14 protein-coding genes are annotated in these 18074 nt (G+C 70.6%); 10 read left to right on the top strand and 4 right to left on the bottom strand.

All coding sequences use genetic code 11. The annotated features are described in order from the left end of the window. Positions 1-55: 55 nt before the first annotated feature. Complete coding sequence (locus CLT74_RS21910) at positions 56-1516, bottom strand: CCA tRNA nucleotidyltransferase (RefSeq protein WP_099848425.1); 1461 nt, start codon at positions 1514-1516, stop codon at positions 56-58. 126 nt (positions 1517-1642) lie between these two features. Between CLT74_RS21910 and murJ the strand changes: the two genes are divergently transcribed. From murJ to CLT74_RS21875, 7 genes are all read left to right on the top strand, one after another. After that, positions 1643-3388 (top strand): murein biosynthesis integral membrane protein MurJ, encoded by a 1746-nt coding sequence (murJ, locus tag CLT74_RS21905; protein ID WP_099848423.1) that lies wholly within the window; start codon positions 1643-1645, stop codon positions 3386-3388. 441 nt (positions 3389-3829) lie between these two features. Next, positions 3830-5428 carry a protein kinase family protein gene (locus tag CLT74_RS21900; protein WP_099848421.1) on the top strand — a complete coding sequence of 533 codons (1599 nt, stop codon included), beginning with the start codon at positions 3830-3832 and terminating at the stop codon, positions 5426-5428. A 34-nt stretch (positions 5429-5462) separates the two neighbouring features. Then, on the top strand, positions 5463-6203 hold the full coding sequence (gene sigM, locus CLT74_RS21895; RefSeq protein WP_486582485.1) for an ECF RNA polymerase sigma factor SigM: 741 nt from the start codon (positions 5463-5465) through the stop codon (positions 6201-6203). Then, complete coding sequence (locus CLT74_RS21890; protein ID WP_099848419.1) at positions 6200-7333, top strand: hypothetical protein; 1134 nt, start codon at positions 6200-6202, stop codon at positions 7331-7333. The genes sigM and CLT74_RS21890 overlap by 4 nt, the downstream gene beginning before the upstream one ends. Positions 7334-7508: 175 nt before the next feature. Further along, positions 7509-8459: a thioredoxin-disulfide reductase gene (trxB, locus tag CLT74_RS21885; protein ID WP_099852573.1), complete on the top strand. Its 951-nt coding sequence runs from the start codon at positions 7509-7511 to the stop codon at positions 8457-8459. Positions 8460-8489: 30 nt separating this feature from the next. Next, complete coding sequence (gene trxA, locus CLT74_RS21880; protein WP_099848417.1) at positions 8490-8813, top strand: thioredoxin; 324 nt, start codon at positions 8490-8492, stop codon at positions 8811-8813. A 207-nt stretch (positions 8814-9020) separates the two neighbouring features. Continuing rightward, entirely contained in the window at positions 9021-10187 is a 1167-nt protein-coding gene (locus CLT74_RS21875) for an N-acetylmuramoyl-L-alanine amidase (RefSeq protein ID WP_099848415.1), read from the top strand. A gap of 66 nt (positions 10188-10253) precedes the next feature. Here the strand turns inward: CLT74_RS21875 and CLT74_RS21870 are convergent, their stop codons facing one another. Then, positions 10254-10919: a GNAT family N-acetyltransferase gene (locus tag CLT74_RS21870; protein WP_099848413.1), complete on the bottom strand. Its 666-nt coding sequence runs from the start codon at positions 10917-10919 to the stop codon at positions 10254-10256. Positions 10920-11237: 318 nt separating this feature from the next. Between CLT74_RS21870 and CLT74_RS21865 the strand changes: the two genes are divergently transcribed. After that, positions 11238-12551, top strand: coding sequence for an aminotransferase-like domain-containing protein (locus CLT74_RS21865; protein ID WP_099852571.1), 1314 nt, complete (start codon positions 11238-11240; stop codon positions 12549-12551). Positions 12552-12559: 8 nt separating this feature from the next. Beyond that, entirely contained in the window at positions 12560-13549 is a 990-nt protein-coding gene (locus tag CLT74_RS21860) for a D-alanine--D-alanine ligase (protein WP_099852567.1), read from the top strand. 208 nt (positions 13550-13757) lie between these two features. Here CLT74_RS21860 and CLT74_RS21855 read toward each other — a convergent pair whose 3' ends face one another. Next, positions 13758-14861 carry a hypothetical protein gene (locus tag CLT74_RS21855; RefSeq protein WP_486582751.1) on the bottom strand — a complete coding sequence of 368 codons (1104 nt, stop codon included), beginning with the start codon at positions 14859-14861 and terminating at the stop codon, positions 13758-13760. Positions 14862-15882: 1021 nt separating this feature from the next. Here CLT74_RS21855 and CLT74_RS21850 point away from each other — a divergent pair. Continuing rightward, the gene (locus tag CLT74_RS21850) at positions 15883-16617 is read left to right on the top strand and encodes an alpha/beta hydrolase (protein ID WP_099848411.1); all 735 of its coding nucleotides are present in this window, start codon (positions 15883-15885) and stop codon (positions 16615-16617) included. Positions 16618-17045: 428 nt separating this feature from the next. Here CLT74_RS21850 and CLT74_RS21845 read toward each other — a convergent pair whose 3' ends face one another. Continuing rightward, positions 17046-18056: a ParB/RepB/Spo0J family partition protein gene (locus CLT74_RS21845; protein WP_099848409.1), complete on the bottom strand. Its 1011-nt coding sequence runs from the start codon at positions 18054-18056 to the stop codon at positions 17046-17048. Positions 18057-18074 lie beyond the last annotated feature (18 nt).

Below are 18074 nucleotides of genomic sequence, written 5' to 3'. Positions count from 1 at the left end.
ACGGTGGACCTCGACACGGCCGGGCTTGAACGGCGCGATCGATTCGCGTAGCTGGTCAGTCGCGGATGCCCTCGTCGCGGGCCCAGCGCAACAGCTCCGCCTCGGCCGCGTCGCGATCCAACGGTCCACGTTCCAGCCGCAGGTCCTTCAGGTACTTCCAGGCCCGTCCCACCACCGGACCGGGTGGTACACCCAGCAGCTCCATGATCGCGTTGCCGTCGAGGTCGGGCCGGACCCGGGCCAGGTCCTCCTCGGCGGCGATCCGGACGATCCGGTCCTCCAGCGCGTCGTAGTCCGCCGCCAGCTGGGCCGCCTTGCGCCGGTTGCGGGTGGTGCAGTCCGACCGGGTCAGCTTGTGCAGCCGGGGCAACAGGTCGCCGGCGTCGGTGACGTACCGGCGCACCGCCGAGTCGGTCCACTCGCCCCGGCCGTACCCGTAGAAGCGGAGGTGCAGCGCGACAAGCGCGGTGACCTTCGCGGTGACGTCCTTCGGGTAGCGCAGCGCCTTCATCCGCATCTTGGTCAGCCGCGCACCGACCACCTCGTGGTGGTGGAAGCTGACCCGCCCGTCCGGGCCGATCGCCTTCGTCGCCGGCTTACCCACGTCGTGCATCAGCGCGGCCATCCGGAGGATGAAGTCCGCTCCGTCCTCCTCGTACGAGACGGCGTTGCGGACCACCGTGAGGGTGTGCTCGTAGACGTCCTTGTGCTGGGCGTGCTCGTCGATCTCCAGCTTGAGCCCGGTCAACTCGGGCAGGAAACGCTCGGCCAGCCCGGTGTCGACGAGCAACCGCAGGCCGGAGATCGGGTCCGCGCCGCAGAGCAGCTTTGTGAACTCGTCGCGGATCCGTTCCGCGGTGATCCGGTCCAGGTCGGTCGCCATGCTCGTCATAGCCGCCCGCACGTCCGGGTGGACCGCGAAGCGCAACTGCGCCGCGAAACGGGCGGCCCGCAGCATCCGCAGCGGGTCGTCACCGAACGACTCGGCGGGCGTGCCCGGGGTACGCACGATCTTCGCGGCCAGGTCGGCCAGGCCGCCGTACGGGTCGGTGAACCGGTGCTCGGGAACGCTCACCGCCATCGCGTTGACTGTGAAGTCGCGCCGTCGCAAATCCTCGACGAGGCTGGTGCCGTAGGCGACCACCGGGTTGCGGCTGACCTGGTCGTACGACTCGGCCCGGAAGGTGGTGATCTCCAGGCGCAGACCGCCCCGCTGGCAGCCGATGGTGCCGAATTCGCGGCCGGTCTCCCAGATCGCCTCCGCCCAGCCCCGCACGATGTCGAGCGTCTGGTCGGGGTGCGCGTCGGTGCAGAAGTCGAGGTCCTCGCCGAGCCGGCCGAGCAGGGCGTCGCGTACCGAACCGCCCACGAGGTGCAGTTCGTGGCCGGCGGCGGCGAACCGGCGGCCCAGCTCGTCGGCCACCGGGGAGACCCGGAGCAGTTCGGCGACGGCGTTGCGCTGCGCGGCGGTGAGATCGCGGCGGTCGGTGGCGTGGGATGCGGCGGCTTCGGACATCGGATCCGCAGCCTATCGGTCCTGAGCCGCATCTCCTCCGCCGGGCGCGGGTAACGGACGGGGGTTGACTAAGGTCTGTGGCGTGTGGGCCGGTGCCGGCTCCGGCTTACCCCTTGGAGGCAACAGATGAGCGGCGGGCTCTACCGCAGCGCGAACGCCCAGCAGGGCGGCGCGGCCGGCGGCCGGCCCGGTGACGGTGCCACGTTCATCTCCGCGGAGCCGTTGAACCAGCCGGCGGCCGAGGCGGTCGCGCCGCCCCAGGAGCAGGTGGCGGAGAGCAGCGTCGCCGCCAACAGCGCGATCATGGCGATCGGCAGCCTGGTCAGCCGGGGTACGGGTTTCCTCCGCAACCTCATGATCGGCGCGGCGCTCGGCAACCTGATCGGCAACGTCTTCACCACCGCCATGTTCCTGCCGCAGCAGGTGTACGAGTTCCTGCTCGGCGGCATCCTGACGAGCGTGCTCATCCCGGTGCTGGTCCGCCGGAGCAAGCTGGACTCGGACCGGGGCCAGGCGTACGCGCAGCGGCTGTTGACCCTGGCGGTCGTCGCCCTCGCCGCGACCGTGCTCATCGCGGTGATCGCGGCACCGGTACTGACAAGTCTTTACGCCAGCGGCAAGGACGACGACTACACCGGCCTGGTCACCAAGCTGTCGTACCTGATGCTGCCGATGCTCTTCTTCACCGGCATCAGCGCGCTGATCGCGGCCATCCTGAACACCCGGGGCCACTTCGCGGCACCGATGTGGGCGCCCATCCTGAACAATCTGGTCGCCATCGCCACCTTCGGCACGTACATCTTCGTCTTCGGCGCCCAGGCCCGGCAGCCCGGTGACGTGGGGCTGAACCAGGTCCTGCTGATCGGTGGGGGCACGCTGCTCGGGGTGGCGGTGCAGGCCGCCGGTCTGCTGCCGGCGCTGCGCAAGGTCGGCTTCCGGTGGAAGCTGCGGTTCGACTTCCGGCAACTCGGGCTGCGCGAGCTGGCTCGACTCGGCGGCTGGATGTTCTGCTACGTGGCGGTCAACCAGCTCGGCCTCTTCGTGGTGGTCAACCTGCTCACCCGGGCGGCGGGCGAGGAGAACGCCGGCCTGCTGATCTACAACAACGTCTTCCTGCTGCTGATGATGGCGCACGGCATCATCGCCGTCTCGATCATCACGGCGCTGATGCCCCGGATGAGCGCGGCTGCGGCCGACGGCCGTTTCCGCGACTTCACAAGCGACCTGAGCCGGGGTACGCGGACCGTCAGCGCCGTGCTCGCCCCGATCGCGGTCTGCTACGCCGTACTTGCCACCCCGATCTCGGTGGTGGTCTTCCGCTACGGAGCCTTCACCGCGGACAACGCAGTGGCCACGTCGACGGTGCTGCTGGTCGCCGCGATCGGATTGGTCCCGTTCGCGATCAGTCAGCTCTTCACCTTCGCCTTCTACGCGCTGCCGGACACCCGGATGCCGGCGCTGATCAACATTCCGGTGGTGGCGCTGCGGGTCGGGGTGCAGATCGCGCTCTTCCTGATCTTCTCGCCGAGCTTCGCGGGCGCCGGGATGATGATCGGCAATACCGTCTCCTACCTGGCCGCCGCCATCGCCTCGGCCTGGCTGCTCCGCCCCCGGGTGGGTCAGATCGGGCTGGGCGCGATCCTGCGCACCCTCGGCCGGGTGACCGTCGCGGCGGTCGGTGCCGCGCTTGTCGGCCTGCTGGTGGTCGTCCTGCTGCCCGGCGGCGACACGCCGACCTGGTTGGAGGCGATGGTGCAGCTGGTGGTCGGTGGTGCGGTGATCGGCGGTACCTACCTCGGCCTGGCGACCGTGCTGCGGATCTCCGAGATCACCGAGGTGGTCGGGATGGTCCGTCGCCGGCTCGGCCGCTGAACCCGGCTCGATCGAGGTGCACCCAGAGTGACCACGGATCACCAGGCTGGGGATGCTCCTGTGGATAACTCCGCGCGCCGCCGCTCAGCCACCGCTTCGGCCTGTGGATAACCAACCGGACGGCCGAGTATGCCCGGCCGTTTGACGGGGAATCGGGCGCTGCCGAACCTGCCGATGCGACCGGTTCCGCCCCAGCCGGAGCCGGTTGTGGTCAACCTCTAGATTGGCTGGTACACGTACCAGCAACGGGGCCGACAACGGTGGTAACGGGACGAGTCCACCGACTGCTGACGCCACCGTCACCGGACGGCGGGAACATGACATGTCGGGGATCGGGTCATCCCGGGTAAGGTCGCACTCGACGGGTACGGCAGACACCGGCGCGCGGCACCGTGCTGCGACCGGCCGGCCGGTACCACACGAAGGCGGAGCGGGAAGCAGATGCCCAGCAGCGCGGGTCCATCGATCGACACGATCACCGAGGGAGGACGGGTGACCCAGGTCGGCGAGGGTCAGGACGCGGACGAGACCACTCCGCCGGTCATGACCTTCGGTGCTCCGACGGCCGGTGAGATCCTCGCCGAACGTTACGAACTGGTCGAGCACATAAACAACGACAGCGCGGGCCGTCTGGTCTGGCGCGGGGTCGACGTCGTGCTGCGCCGGCCCGTCGCGGTCGTCATGCGCTACCCGGGCGGCGAGTCCGCCACCGAGATGCTTCAGGCTGCGGTCGCCGCCAGCCGGGTCGTCCACCCCAACCTGGTAGGCGTGTACGACGCCATCGACGAGGCCGAGCGGGCCTACGTGGTGCGCGAGTGGGTCGACGGTCAGTCCCTGCGGGACCTGGTCGCGGGCGGGCCGCTCGATGCCGCTCGTGCGACCGCCGTCGGTAACTCCGTCGCCAGCGCCCTGGCCGCCGTGCACGCCACCGGCATGGTGCACGGCAACGTGCACCCCGGCACGGTGATGATCAGTGATGACGGCCGGGTGGTGCTCGCGGACGCCCGCACCGACGGCGACGACAGCCAGGAGAGCGACGTCCGGGCCGTCGGCGGCATCCTCTACTTCGCGATGACCGGTTACTGGCCGCACGCCGAGGCGCCGCTGCGCGGTGCCACCGCCGGGCACGGTCGAGCGGCCATCCCAGACGCGGTACGCGACGCCAACGGGTCGGTCGCGGCGCCACGTCAGGTCCGGGCCGGTGTGCCGGCCTACCTGGACGACCTAACAATGGATCTGCTCGACGCCGAGATCGCCCCACCCCCGTCGGACGTCCTGACCGCGGAGTTGGCCCGACTCGACGTGCCCGACGACGACTACCTCGACAACAGCGGGCCGCTGCGGTTCGCCGGCGAGACCGGCGAGGAGCCGTCACCGCTGGCCGCGGCCGGCGGGCGCAAGGTCGCCCTGGGGATCGCCGGGCTGCTGACGGTGGCCCTGATCGGGCTGCTCATCGGGATCAGCACCCTCGGCGACGACAACGACGATCCGCAGACGAACCCGGTCGCGGCGCCGACGTCGAGCGCGCCGGTGGACGAGGAGCCGGCAGCGCCCGCGGTTCGGAATCTCAAGATCAGCAACGCTCGGATCATCGACCCGGACAGCAACAACCGGAGCGAGGTACGCGACGCCGAGAAGGTCTTCGACGGCGACCAGGACGAGGGCTGGTCCACGGAGACCTACAACCGCAGCAACTTCGGCAACCTCAAGCGGGGCATGGGCGTCTGGATCGACCTCGGCGCCGAGCGGACCGTCAAGTCCGTGCAGGTCAACCTCTCCGACCGGGGCGCCTCAGCGGAGCTGCTCACCGGCACTGTCGACGCCCCGTCGTCCAGCTCAGGTGACGATCAGGTCCTCACGGCGTACCTGAAGAACAAGATCGGGCAGCCGTTCGAGGCACACGACGGCACCACGATGACCTTCGACGGCTTCGACGCCGACAAGAAGTACCGCTACCTGCTGTTCTGGATCACCGAGCTGCCGCCGAACGGCGGCGGCTTCAAGGTCGGTGTCCAGGAGATCACGGTCCAGGGGTCATGAGAAACCAGCACGGCGGCAGCCGCCGGGTCGGGTGATGGAGGTACGCGACGCCGGCCGCAACCAGATGGGCGCCGCCTCCGTGAACGACACGGTAAGCGACCTCGATCTGCTGCGTGCCCACGTCGCCGGCGATCGGGACGCCTTCGGCGAGCTGTTCCGCCGGCACCGGGACCGGCTCTGGGCGGTCGCCCTGCGTACGCTCGGCGACCGTGAGGAGGCCGCGGACGCCCTCCAGGACGCGCTGCTGTCCGCCCATCGCGCGGCAGGCCGGTTCCGCGGCGACTCGGCGGTCACCACCTGGCTGCACCGGATCGTGGTCAACGCCTGCCTCGACCGGATCCGCCGCCGCCAGGCCCACCCGACGGTGCCGTTGCCCGACGGGCAGCACGGCCCCGACGACGGTCCCGCCACCGGCGGCGTGGAGCCCGCCGCCCCGGTACGCGACCACGACACCGCGATGGTCGTCCGGGACGCCCTGGCCGCGTTGCCGCTGGAGCAGCGGGCCGCACTCGTCCTGGTGGACGTGCAGGGCTATCCGGTCGCCGAGGTCGCGCGGATCCTCGGAGTCGCCGAGGGAACTGTCAAGAGTCGCTGCGCCCGGGGTCGTGCCCGGCTCGCGGTCATGCTCGGCCACCTCAGACCCGGTAACGGGCCGACGGCCGGGTCCAGTCCGAACGTGCCGGAGGTCACCGGCGGGAACCCGGAAGCCCCCTCGGGCGTCCGATCGGGGTCGGGGCGGTCCCGGCCGGCCGCCAGACAGCAGGAGGAAGCGTGAGCACCGGGGAGTTCAGCGAGGTCGACCACGACCTGCTCGCCGACTACCTCGGCGGCGCGCTGGACGGCACCGCCGAGCACGCTGAGATCACCCGGTTGGTCGCGCAGGACCCGGCCTGGTCCCACGCCCACGCCCGGCTGGCCCCGGCCGTAGACAACGTCCGGGCCGAGCTGGCCGGGTGGGGTGAGCCGACGCTCGAGCTGCCGCCGGAGATCACGGACCGGATCAGCGCCGCCCTCGCCGCCGCAGCACCGCTCGCCGTACCCACGGTCGAGGTCGCGCCGGTCTCGTCGGCTACCGAGGACCCGGAGGCCGCGAGGTCGGCCCCCCAGGACCCGGTGGCCGACGATGATCCGGCAGCCGACGAGGCAGGCACCGACGCCGGGTCGGAGTCGACAGGCGGAAAAGCGGCAGTCGTACCGGCCCAGCCGCTGGGCGGTCCCCGGCGTCCGGGCGGGCCGCTCCGGCCGGGACAGGACCGTACCGCGTCGTCGCGGCCCGGTCGGCGACGTCGCCGCTGGGCCCGGGTGGCCGGACCGGTCGCGCTCGCCGCCGCCGCAGTGGTCGGGTTGGGCGCGCTCCAACTGTCCCAGTCGAACCAGGGCGGCGAGCGGGCCACCGACACCGCCCTGAGCGATCGGGCCGCCAGTCCCGCGATGCCACACGCGTACCCGCAGGACTCGGCGGGGCGGGCCGCCACCACAACGGCACCCGAACGTGCCTCCGCCGCGGCCGGCGCGCCGTACCGGGTCGTCGACACCCCGCAGCGCAGCGACACCGACTACACGCCGGAGGCGCTGGCCCGCATGACACCGAGCATCAGGCAGTTCTCCAGCAGTGGTGACCCTGAGGTCGGCACGCAGAACGAGGAGCGCCTGCCCGCCCCGGGAGATCTGACCCGGCTCGGCGACCAGACGGCGTTGAGCGCCTGCCTCGCGGAGATCAGCGCGGAGCACAGCGCAGGGCCACTGGTCTTCGACGTCATCGACTACGCCCGTTTCCAGGGGCTCCCCGCGTTGGTCCTCCAGTTCACCGATGCCGCCGGCACGAGCTGGGCGTGGGTCAGCGGTCCGGAGTGTGGTGTACCCGGGTCCGGCTCGGACGCCCGCTACCGTACGCGGGTAGGGTGATTCCCGCGGTCGCCGGACGTTTGACCGTCCACGTGACCTGACCCACCGAGTGACCGGCTCGGGAATTCCCGCTTCGTACGATGACGTTCTGCACATCAGTTGCCGCCGCGTCGGCACTCGGATCGGCATCGGCCCGTACGCCGGTGACGACAGTCAACACGATTGGGAGACGGCAGTGGACGAGGTCCGCAACCTGGTCATCATCGGCTCCGGGCCGGCCGGTTACACGGCGGCGGTCTACGCGGCACGTGCCAACCTCAAGCCTCTGGTGATCGAGGGCGTGCAGTCCGGCGGTGCGCTGATGACCACCACCGAGGTGGAGAATTTCCCCGGTTTCGCGGACGGCATCCTCGGCCCCGAGCTGATGGACAACATGCGTAAGCAGGCCGAGCGGTTCGGCGCGGAGTTCCTGACCGACGACGTCACCCGGGTCGAGTTGACCGACACCGGTCACCCCGGTGCGGTAAGCACCGTCTGGGTCGGCGAGACCGCGTACCGCGCCCGGGCCGTGATCCTGTCCACGGGTTCCGCCTGGCGGCCCCTCGGCGTACCCGGTGAGCAGGAGTACCTCGGTCACGGCGTCTCCTCCTGCGCCACCTGTGACGGCTTCTTCTTCCGCAACCAGCACATCGTGGTCGTCGGTGGTGGTGACTCGGCGATGGAGGAGGCCAGCTTCCTCACCCGCTTCGCCGACTCGGTGACGATCCTCCACCGCCGGGACTCGTTCCGGGCAAGCAAGATCATGGCTGAGCGGGCGTTGGGCAACGACAAGATCAAGGTCGAGTGGAACACCGTGGTCGAGGAGGTGCTCGGCGCGGACGGCAAGGTCTCCGGCGTACGGGTGCGCAACGTCCACACCGGCGAGGCCAAGGTGCTCGACGTCACAGGCGTGTTCGTGGCGATCGGCCACGACCCGCGCAGCGAACTGTTCCGTGGCCAGGTGGAAATGGACGACGAGGGGTACGTGAAGGTGCAGGCCCCCAGCACCCGGACCAGCATTCCCGGTGTCTTCGCCGCCGGTGACCTGGTCGACCACACGTACCGACAGGCGATCACCGCGGCCGGGACCGGCTGCGCGGCCGCCCTGGACGCGGAACGTTTCATCGCAACGCTGCCCAAGGACTGACGAGACACATCTGAGGAGGAGGGGTCAACAGTGGGAACAACCAAGTCGGTCACCGACGCGAGCTTCGCCGCAGACGTGCTGAAGTCCGACAAGCCGGTCCTGGTGGATTTCTGGGCCGAGTGGTGCGGGCCGTGCCGCAAGGTCTCGCCGCTGCTGGAGGAGATCGCCGGCGAGATGGGCGACCAGGTCAGCATCGTCAAACTCAACATCGACGAGAACCCGGAGACCGCTCGGGCCTACCGCGTGATGTCGGTGCCGACCCTCACCGTGTTCAAGAACGGTGAGCCGGTGCAGTCGATCGCCGGGGCCAAGCCCAAGGGCGAACTGGTCAAGCTGATCGAATCGGCGCTCTGACCCCAGCAACGACGTCAACGTCGACCCCGGGCCACTCCACTGGCCCGGGGTCGACGCGTTTTTCGCCGCCCACCACCCCTGCGGATCGCTCAGCGCATAACCTCGAACCGGGGCCGCCGGACGCCGGTGAGCACCTGGTCCCCGCAGACGGCAGCCACCCGTCGTCGGCGGGGCCCGGCAGCCACCACCGTGCAGAGGGGGTCGTGCGTGCGTCCGATCCGTCCCGGTGACCGGGGACCCGCAGTGACCGAGATCCGTGCGGTGTTGACCGGCCTCGACCTGCTGTCGAAGGCAACCGGCCCGCACAGCGACGAGTTCGATCCGGCGACCGAGCGGGCGGTCCGGGCTTTCCAGCAGTCGCGAGGGCTCAGCGTCGACGGCCGGGTCGGCGCCGAGACCTGGCGGGCGCTCGACGCCGCCCGCTGGCGGCTGGGTGCCCGCACCCTCTACCACGCGGTGCCGGTTCCGCTCACCGGCGAGGATGTCCGTTCGTTGCAGGAACGGCTGTTGGAAATGGGGTACGACACCGGCCGCGCCGACGCCATCTACGGCATCCGCACGTCCCGGGCGGTGGCGCAGTTCCAGCGTGAGGTGGGACTGGTCCCGGACGGCACCTGCGGCCCGCACACCATGGGCGCCCTGCGTCGCCTGGGCCGCAAGGTGGTCGGCGGACGGCCGCAGTGGTTGCGCGAGTCCGACGCCATCCGACAGTCCGGCCCCACCCTGGTCGGGCGGACCGTGGTGATCGACCCGGGCCACGGCGGGACGGATCCGGGCGTGGTGGTGGCGGACGGCCCGCTGCGCTGGGTCGAGGCGGATCTGATGCACGATCTGGCCAGCCGGCTGGAGGGCCGTCTCGCCGCGTCCGGTGTGCGGGTGCAGCTCACCCGAGGACCGTCACCGGAGACCTGTCTGCCGGACATCGACCGGGCGCAACTGGCCAACTCACTCGGCGCGGACGTGTTCATCTCGCTGCACACCGACGGCCACGCCAACCCGCTGGCCGAGGGCGTCGCCACGTACCACTACGGCACTGACAACGGAGTGACCTCGGCGACCGGTGAACGGCTGGCCGGGCTGGTCCAGCGGGAGATCGTCGCACGTACCGGGCTGCGGGACTGCCGCACCCACGCCAAGGCATGGGACCTGCTGCGGATCACCCGGATGCCTGCGGTACGCGTCGAGGTCGGCTACCTCACCTCGCCCACCGACCGCGAACGGCTCATCGCTCCCCGGTTCCGGGACACGCTTGTCGAGGCGATGGTGGCCGCGGTGCAGCGGATGTACCTGCCGATCGAACAGGACGTCCCCACCGGCTCGATCGACGTCAGCCAACTGCGGGCGGCTGTCGCCGCTGGCACGGTGGTGGACTGAGCGGACCGGCGTCGGCGTCCAGCGGTCAACCGGCCATGGCGTCAGGTCGCGGCCGGCCGGACGCTGTCAGCCGGCCGTGGAGCGTGTCGCGGGCGTCGGTCGGACCGGACGCAGCAGCGACTCGGGACTCATCGAGCCCAGCAGCTTCTCCAGCGCGTACTCGACGTCGGACTTCCAGCTCAACGCCGTCCGGAGTTCCAGCCGCAGTCGCGGAAAGCGCGGATGCGGACGAACCGTCTTGAAGCCCACCGAGAGGAAGAAATCGGCAGGTGCCACGCACGCCCCGCCCGGATCGGCGGAATCGCCGAACTTCGCGTCGCCGAACGCCTCGATCGCCTTGATCCCGCGCTTGGTCAGATCGCGGGCCACCCCCTGCACCAGCATCCGGCCGAGGCCACCGCCGGAGAACGCGGGTACCACGTTCGCGGTCATCAGCAGCGCCGCGTCGGCGGAGACCGGGGAGGTCGGAAAGGCCATCGAGCGAGGAACGTAGGCCGGCGGGGCGTACATGACGAAGCCGGCCGGCATGCCGTCCACGTAGATCAGCTTGCCGCAGGAACCCCATTCGAGGAGTGTCTGCGAGACCCACGCCTCCTTCTCCAACCCAGGATCGCCTGCGGCGCAGGCACGGTCCGCGGAAACCGGATCAAGCTCCCAGTAGACGCACTGCCGGCAGGGACGGGGCAGGTCCTCCAGGGTGTCCAGGGTCAGGCTGACCAGACGTCGCGACATTGGCGCTTCCCCACACTAGGCTCGGAGGTGGGACCGGCCCGGACGGCACCGCCGCCGCAGCGGCCCGGACGGCACCGCCGTGTTCCTGCCCCCGACGAGCGATCGTACGCCGCCGATCGCCGACAGGGGAGACTAAGCGTGAACGTCCACCTCAGGGGCGTGGGCCGCCGGTCCGGCATGTGGACGCCCGAATAATCGAGGGAGCGTCGGACGACGTACGGCGGCTAGGATCGACACTCGGCGCGCCGTACCGCCATGGTCGCCGTTGTCCGGGGTATCCGGGACCGGAGCCGTCCGAGCAGCCATCGGGGTGATGTGATGACCGGCACGACACTCGACGACTACACCGACAGGTACGCCCGCCGGGTCCGGGGGATGACCGCGTCGGAGATCCGGGCCCTGTTCGCGGTGGCCAGCCGACCGGAGGTCGTCTCACTCGCCGGAGGCGCCCCCTACATCGCCGCGCTGCCGCTGGACGCCGTCGGGGAGATGCTCGGCCGGCTCGGCGCCGAACATGGCAGCACCACCCTGCAGTACGGCATCGGTCAGGGCACCCTGGAGCTGCGCGAGCGGATCTGTGAGGTGATGGCCCTCTCCGGCATCGACGCCGCCTGCGGCGCCTCGCCGGAGGACGTGGTGGTGACAGTGGGTGGGCAGCAGGCGCTCGACCTGGTGGCCCGCCTCTTCCTGGACCCGGGTGACGTGGTGCTCGCCGAGGGGCCGACCTACGTCGGCGCACTCGGGGTGTTCCAGGCCGCCCAGGCACAGGTCGTACACGTGCCGATGGACGACGACGGTCTGATCCCGGCCGCGCTGGAGCTCGCCATCGCGGAGCAGGCCCGGGCCGGACGTCGGGTCAAGTTCCTCTACACCATCCCCACCTTCCAGAATCCGACAGGCGTGACGCTCACCGAGCAGCGGCGCGAGCAGGTCCTCGACATCTGTGAGCGCGCCGGGCTGCTGGTGGTCGAGGACGACCCGTACGGCCAGTTGGGCTTCGAGAGCGAGGCGCCCGCGCCACTGCGGGCGCGGCGCCGGGACGGCGTCTTCTACCTCAGCACGTTCTCCAAGACGTTCGCCCCTGGGCTGCGGGTCGGCTGGATCCTCGCGCCGCACGCGGTACGCGACAAGCTGGTGATCGCCAGCGAGGCACAGATCCTCTGCCCCAGCGCGTACGCGCAGGCCGCCGTCAGCACGTACCTCGGCACGATGCCCTGGCGCGAGCAGCTCAAGGTCTACCGGGAGGTCTATCGGGAGCGGCGGGACGCGATGCTCGCCGCACTGGATGACCTGATGCCGACCGGCACCCGCTGGACCGTGCCCGGCGGCGGGCTGTTCGTCTGGGCCACGCTGCCCGACGGGCTGGACTCGAAGGCGATGATGCCCCGTGCCATCGCGGCGCGGGTCGCCTACGTGCCCGGCACCGGCTTCTACGCCGACGGCAGCGGCAACTCTCACATGCGGCTCAACTTCTCGTTCCCGTCCCCGGAGCGGATCCGCGAGGGCATCCGTCGGTTGGCCAGTGTGATGGAGCAGGACATCGCCATGCGCCGGGTGTTCGGCGCGGTCAGCGGGTCCGACGCCCGGCAACGCCGGGCCGGCTGGGATGCACCCGGACCAGACTTGGCATGATGCCCGGCATGGGTGTCACCGCTGCCGAAGAACCCGCCGTGTCGGGCCCCGAGACCACCGATCTCCACGTACTCGTCCTCGCCGGTGGCCTGTCGTACGAGCGTGACGTGTCGCTGCGCTCGGGCCGCCGGGTACTCGACGCGCTGCGCGCCGTCGGAATGCAGGCCGAGCTGCGCGACGCCGACGTCGCCCTGCTGCCGGCGCTGACCGCGGACCCACCGGACGCCGTGGTGATCGCCCTGCACGGCGCCACCGGCGAGGACGGCTCGCTGCGCGGCGTCCTGGACCTCTGCGGTGTCCCGTACGTCGGATGCGACGCTCGGGCTTCCCGCCTCGCCTGGGACAAGCCGTCGGCGAAGGCCGTGCTGCGGGAGGCCGGCATCGCCACCCCGGACTGGGTCGCGCTGCCGCACGACCGGTTCAGCGAACTCGGCGCGGTGGCCGTGCTGGATCGCATCGTCGACCGGTTGGGGCTGCCGCTCATGGTGAAGCCCGCCCAGGGCGGTTCCGGCCTGGGCGCCGCCGTGGTTCGGGACGCGGCGTCGCTGCCGGCTGCCATGGTCGGTTGTTTCGCGTACGACTCGACGGCGCTCGTCGAGCGGTACGTTCCCGGCATGGACGTGGCCGTCTCCGTGGTCGACCTGGGCGACGGCCCGCAGGCGCTCCCGGCCGTGGAGATCGTGCCTCGCAACGGGGTGTACGACTACGCGGCCCGTTACACCGCCGGCCGGACCACCTGGCACAGCCCGGCCCGTCTGGAGCCCTCAGTCGCCGAATCGGTGGCACAGGTCGCCCTGGCCGCCCACACCGCCCTCGGCCTGCGCGACCTCAGCCGGGTCGATCTGATCGTCGACTCGGCCGGTCAGCCGCACGTGCTTGAGGTGAACGTCTCGCCGGGCATGACCGAGACGTCGCTGCTGCCGCTCGCCGTACAGGCCGCCGGTCTCGACTTCGGCCGCATGATCGGCAACCTGGTCGCCCGCGCCGCCGCCCGCTGACATCCCACCCGGGCACAACGTCCGGCGGAAACCGCCTGAGATCCTGCCTTCCCGGGCGGACAACGGGCAGCATCGCGAGCGATCATCGGCCGCTTCCGGCTACCGGCTACCGGCGGCGGATCTGGTCACGGTCAGCCCTGGTCCACCAGTCGACGTGTGCCAGGGCGTGTCGTGGTGCCGCAGGCCGGTTGCTGCCAACTGCTGGGGCTCAGCCCACCGACGGCGTGGTACGGCCCGTCTCCGGGGTCCCCGCTCGCGCCTGCTCCGCCGCTGCCGCCTCCCCCTTCGGCGCATGTTCGGTGGCCCGGCCACTTCCGGTCGCCTCGGCGTTCCCGGCTACCTCGACGGTCCCGGCGCCTCCGGTTGCTTCGGCAGTCTCGGCGGTTCCGGCCGTTGCCGGGGGTTCGGCGGTCCCGGCCGGCGAACCACTGCCGTCGGCCTCGGCCTGCGGGCCCGTTGAGCCGGGGATCGGCCGGCTCGTCGACTCAGACGGAGCTTGCTCGGCCGCGTCCACTGCGGTCTGTCGCTGCGGTGCCGCCAAGGTCGTCTGCTCAGGTGCCGAGTCGCTCGTCGACTCCGGATCCCTACCGTCCGACGATTTCAGGGTTGTTCCGTCTGACGACTCGGGGCCCACACCTACACCTGGGGCGTCAGGCGGTTCCGCTGTCTCGCCGATGGCGTCCAGGAGCGACCCGCCTTCTGCCGGCTTCACCTCAGCCGGTGCGGCCGCCTGCGCAGCCAGGCTGGACGGCGCCTGCCACTGAATTCGGGGCGGCTCAGCAAGCGGTCGCCCGCCAAACTCGGCCAGCCAGGCCGCAACAAGGGCGAGGTTCTCCCGCCACTGCTCCTCGGAGATCGGCGGCAGAATCGAGTCCCAGAGCGACAGGAAGGTCCCACGGAGCTGGAGCCGACCGTACGGCCGAGCGAGGAACCACATGTGGAGATGAGCGGACCCGTCGCCCCACCGGTTGACGTGCACTCGGGCCACCCCGTCCAGCGACCGGATAGCCCGTTCGAGGCGTACCGTCATCACGCCCAGCTCGGCGGCGAGCAGGTTCGGCAGGTCGCCAAGATCGAGGTGCGACCGTGACTCCAGGATGAGGACCATGGGCAGGCCGGTCGGGCGATCCATTGCCCGGACGCGCCACCGTTCACCGACCCAGATGTAAGCCTCGTCGGGCGCCAGGCAGGCGGTGCATTCTCGGTGAGCCTCCCCCTTGCGGGGCGGCTCGACTGCGACCGGATCGGCGAGGGGCTTGACCCGGAGGTCACCCTCGAAGGGGAAGGACGGCCACTGGGTGAAGTCCGGAATTGAGGGAGGGGTGTCTTGCACGACGCTGACCCTAACCGAGTCCTGGACCGCTGTCCCTACCCGAATCGGGTTCAGCTCTCCGGAAGGTTCGAATGGCGGGACGACGCGCCCCGGGGAGTTCTCCCCAGAGTTATCCACAGGCTGGCGGGTTGCTGGATTCGTCCCACCATCCCGGCTCGACAAGGGTTTTCAGCCAATGTTTCACGTGAAACACCGCGAGCCTGTGGACAACCGGTGTGGATAACATCAGCGGCCGGATACGACACCGCGTGACCCTGCCGTGGGCCGTACACCCAACCCGCGCGCCGCTCGGTTTCACGTGAAACGAGGGCTGCTCCCGCCCCCGTCGGCGCCGTCGGCGCGATCAAGACAGGTCACCTCTTGCCGCCCTCGCCGAGCGCCCAAGTGACTGAGGGCGCGGAAGGGACCGTTCGAGGCGCGGTCCCAAAAGAACTCCTCGGTCACCAATCGGTGGAGCCGGGCAAGGGAGCAACTACCACCGTCAGCCGGGTGGTTGGACCCGTCACCGCTGCCCTCCGGCGCGGGGACCGGAACCAAGTCCGCCCGCCGCCCCTGAAGGAACTCCGCCCGGCGCGCCTGGTCCGCTGCCAGATCCGATCGAGCGCCGCCGCCGTACTGCGCGTCCCTGGTTCTGCTGACCTCCCTCGGCCTGCCCCATCAGGCCGAGACCCCTACCGGGGGCCGGTGCGGGAAACCTCGGTCACGTCGCGTTTCACGTGAAACACCACACCTGCGCAGCCGCGTTGTTGCCGTGATCGGTCAGCGCCCATCGCACCCGATCGCGTGCGGGCCTGTCCGTGGCACCCGCCCCACGGCGCCTGCCTCAGGGAAACCGTTGGCGAATCAAGGCGGCCCGCTGTTAGTTTCTCGGAGGCCGTGCGAGAGACCGAGGAGGTGGTACCCGTGAACGTTTCGACATGGGTGCTCCCCTCTGGGGTCACGGTCGGGCGATAGGTCGTCCGGGAGCGCCACTTCACGAGCACTCCCGAAAGGCACGACCATGCGATTCACTACTGAGCAGCGCCTCGATGACGGCGTCCTCGAACGCGAGTTCACCCTCGGCGAGATCCCCGGCATCCTGTGGACGCCCGCAACCGCATCGGCACCAGTCCCGCTGATCCTGCTCGGCCACCCCCCGCTCGGACTGCGCACGATGTACCCCCGTCTGGCGGCGCGGGCCCGCCACGCCACGGCGGAGGGCTTCGCCACGGCCACCATCGAGCTTCCCGGAAGCGGTGACCGGCCCCGTTGGGCCGCCGCCGAGCAGGCCCGCGCCGACCTGCGCCGGGCCATGGAGACCGGCGAGCCGGTCAGCGCCGAGATCATCGACGCCCTCGTTCTCCCGCTCGTCGAAAGCGCGGTCCCGGAATCGCAGGCCGCCCTGGACGCCCTTCTGGCGCTGCCCGAGATCGGCGGACCGGTTGGGTATTCGGGGGGACTGATCTCCATCGGCATCCGGCTTGCGGTGGTCGAGCCCCGCATCGTGGCCGCCGGCTTCTTCGCCGGAAGCTTCGTGCCGCGCGCCATGTTCGAGCAGGCCCGACAGGTCACCATCCCGCTGCATGTCCTGCTGCAGTGGGATGACGAAGGGAACGACCGGCAGGCGGCCCTGGACCTGTTCGACGCCTTCGGCTCCAAGGAGAAAACACTGCACGCCAACATGGGCGGACACACCGGCGTCCCCCAGTTCGCAGGGGAGGACGCGGCCAGGTTCTTCGCTCGGCACCTGCGCTAGTGCGGGGTCCAGAGACGTTCACCGGGCCGCGCCGGGGCCGGCCGACGACCGGCGACGTTCCTGGACACCGCACTAGTCGCGGCAGCTCGATTCCGGCGACCGGCCGCGATTCGCCGCCGGACCCGGGGCCGGCCCCGGGTTGCGGTATGTCGTGCCGTAGCGATGGCCGGACAGGCCGACGCACCGCAACCCGTGCGGACCCTGGCTCAGGAACGCCCCGAGGAGCCGTCCGAACCTGGGGCCTGTCTCGGGCTGACCGCGACCGTCCGCTCGCGGGCGACGGAGCGCCTCAGGCCGTCGGAGGGTGGAGTGCCTCAGGCTCCCGCGGACGGGCCGCTGGGCCCTGCCGTGCCGATCTGCTGCGAGTTCACCAGATGACAAGGGCCGCCCCGCCACAATGGACGAGACGGCCCGGTCGGTTCTGTAGCTCAGTCTCCCGGCTCTTCGGGCTCTACTCCGATGATGCCGACAATCCGCTCCAGGTCGTCGACGGTCGCGAACTCGATAGTGATCTTGCCCTTGCTCCGCCCGATGTCGACCTTCACGCGAGTGTCGAACCGGTCCGAGAGGCGGTCGGCCAGATCGGTGAGCGCCGGCGCGTGCGGCTTGGGTCGGCGCTTCGCCGACTCCTTCTTGCCCGGTCCGTCGCTGAGCGCGAGTGCGACGATCTCCTCGGTCGCCCGCACCGACAGGCCCTCGGCGACGATCCGCAACGCCAACTGCTCCTGCGTTTCCGCATCCTCAAGGCTCAGCAGTGCCCGGGCGTGGCCGGCGGAGAGCACACCGGCAGCCACGCGTCGCTGCACCGGCGCCGGCAGGTTCATCAGCCGGATGGTGTTCGAGATCTGCGGTCGGCTGCGACCGATGCGCCTGGCGAGTTCCTCGTGGGTGGCCCCGAACTCCTCCAGCAGTTGCTGATAGGCGGCGGCCTCTTCCAGCGGGTTGAGGTTCGCCCGGTGGATGTTCTCCAGCAGCGCGTCTCGCAGCATGGCGTCGTCTCGGGTGTCCCGTACGATCGCCGGGATGTTCTCCCGGCCCACCGCCTGCGCGGCTCGCCACCGGCGCTCACCCATGACGAGTTCGAACTTCTCGCCATCGAGCTGTCGCACCACGATCGGCTGAAGAAAGCCGACCTCCTGGATGGAGGTCTTCAGTTCCTCCAGGGCCTCCTCGTCGAATACCTGGCGAGGCTGCTTGGGGTTGGGCACGATCGAGTCGACCGGGATCTCCGCGAAGCGTGCACCGGGCACCGGGCTCAGCGTCGACTCAGGCTCGATCGTCTGGGTCGACACCGGCATGGCGGCAGGTGCCGCGACGGTCGGCGATCTGCTCGCCCCCGTCGTGGGCGCGCCGACGCCAGCGCCGGCGTCCGGCGCTGGCCCGGTCGGAATGAGCGCCCCCAGGCCCCGTCCCAGACCGCCCCGTGGACGGTTCTTCATGCCACGCCTCCCAGCGCC

The sequence above is a fragment of the Verrucosispora sp. CNZ293 genome (assembly GCF_002754655.1).
This window is presented reverse-complemented; position numbering and strand designations above follow the sequence as displayed.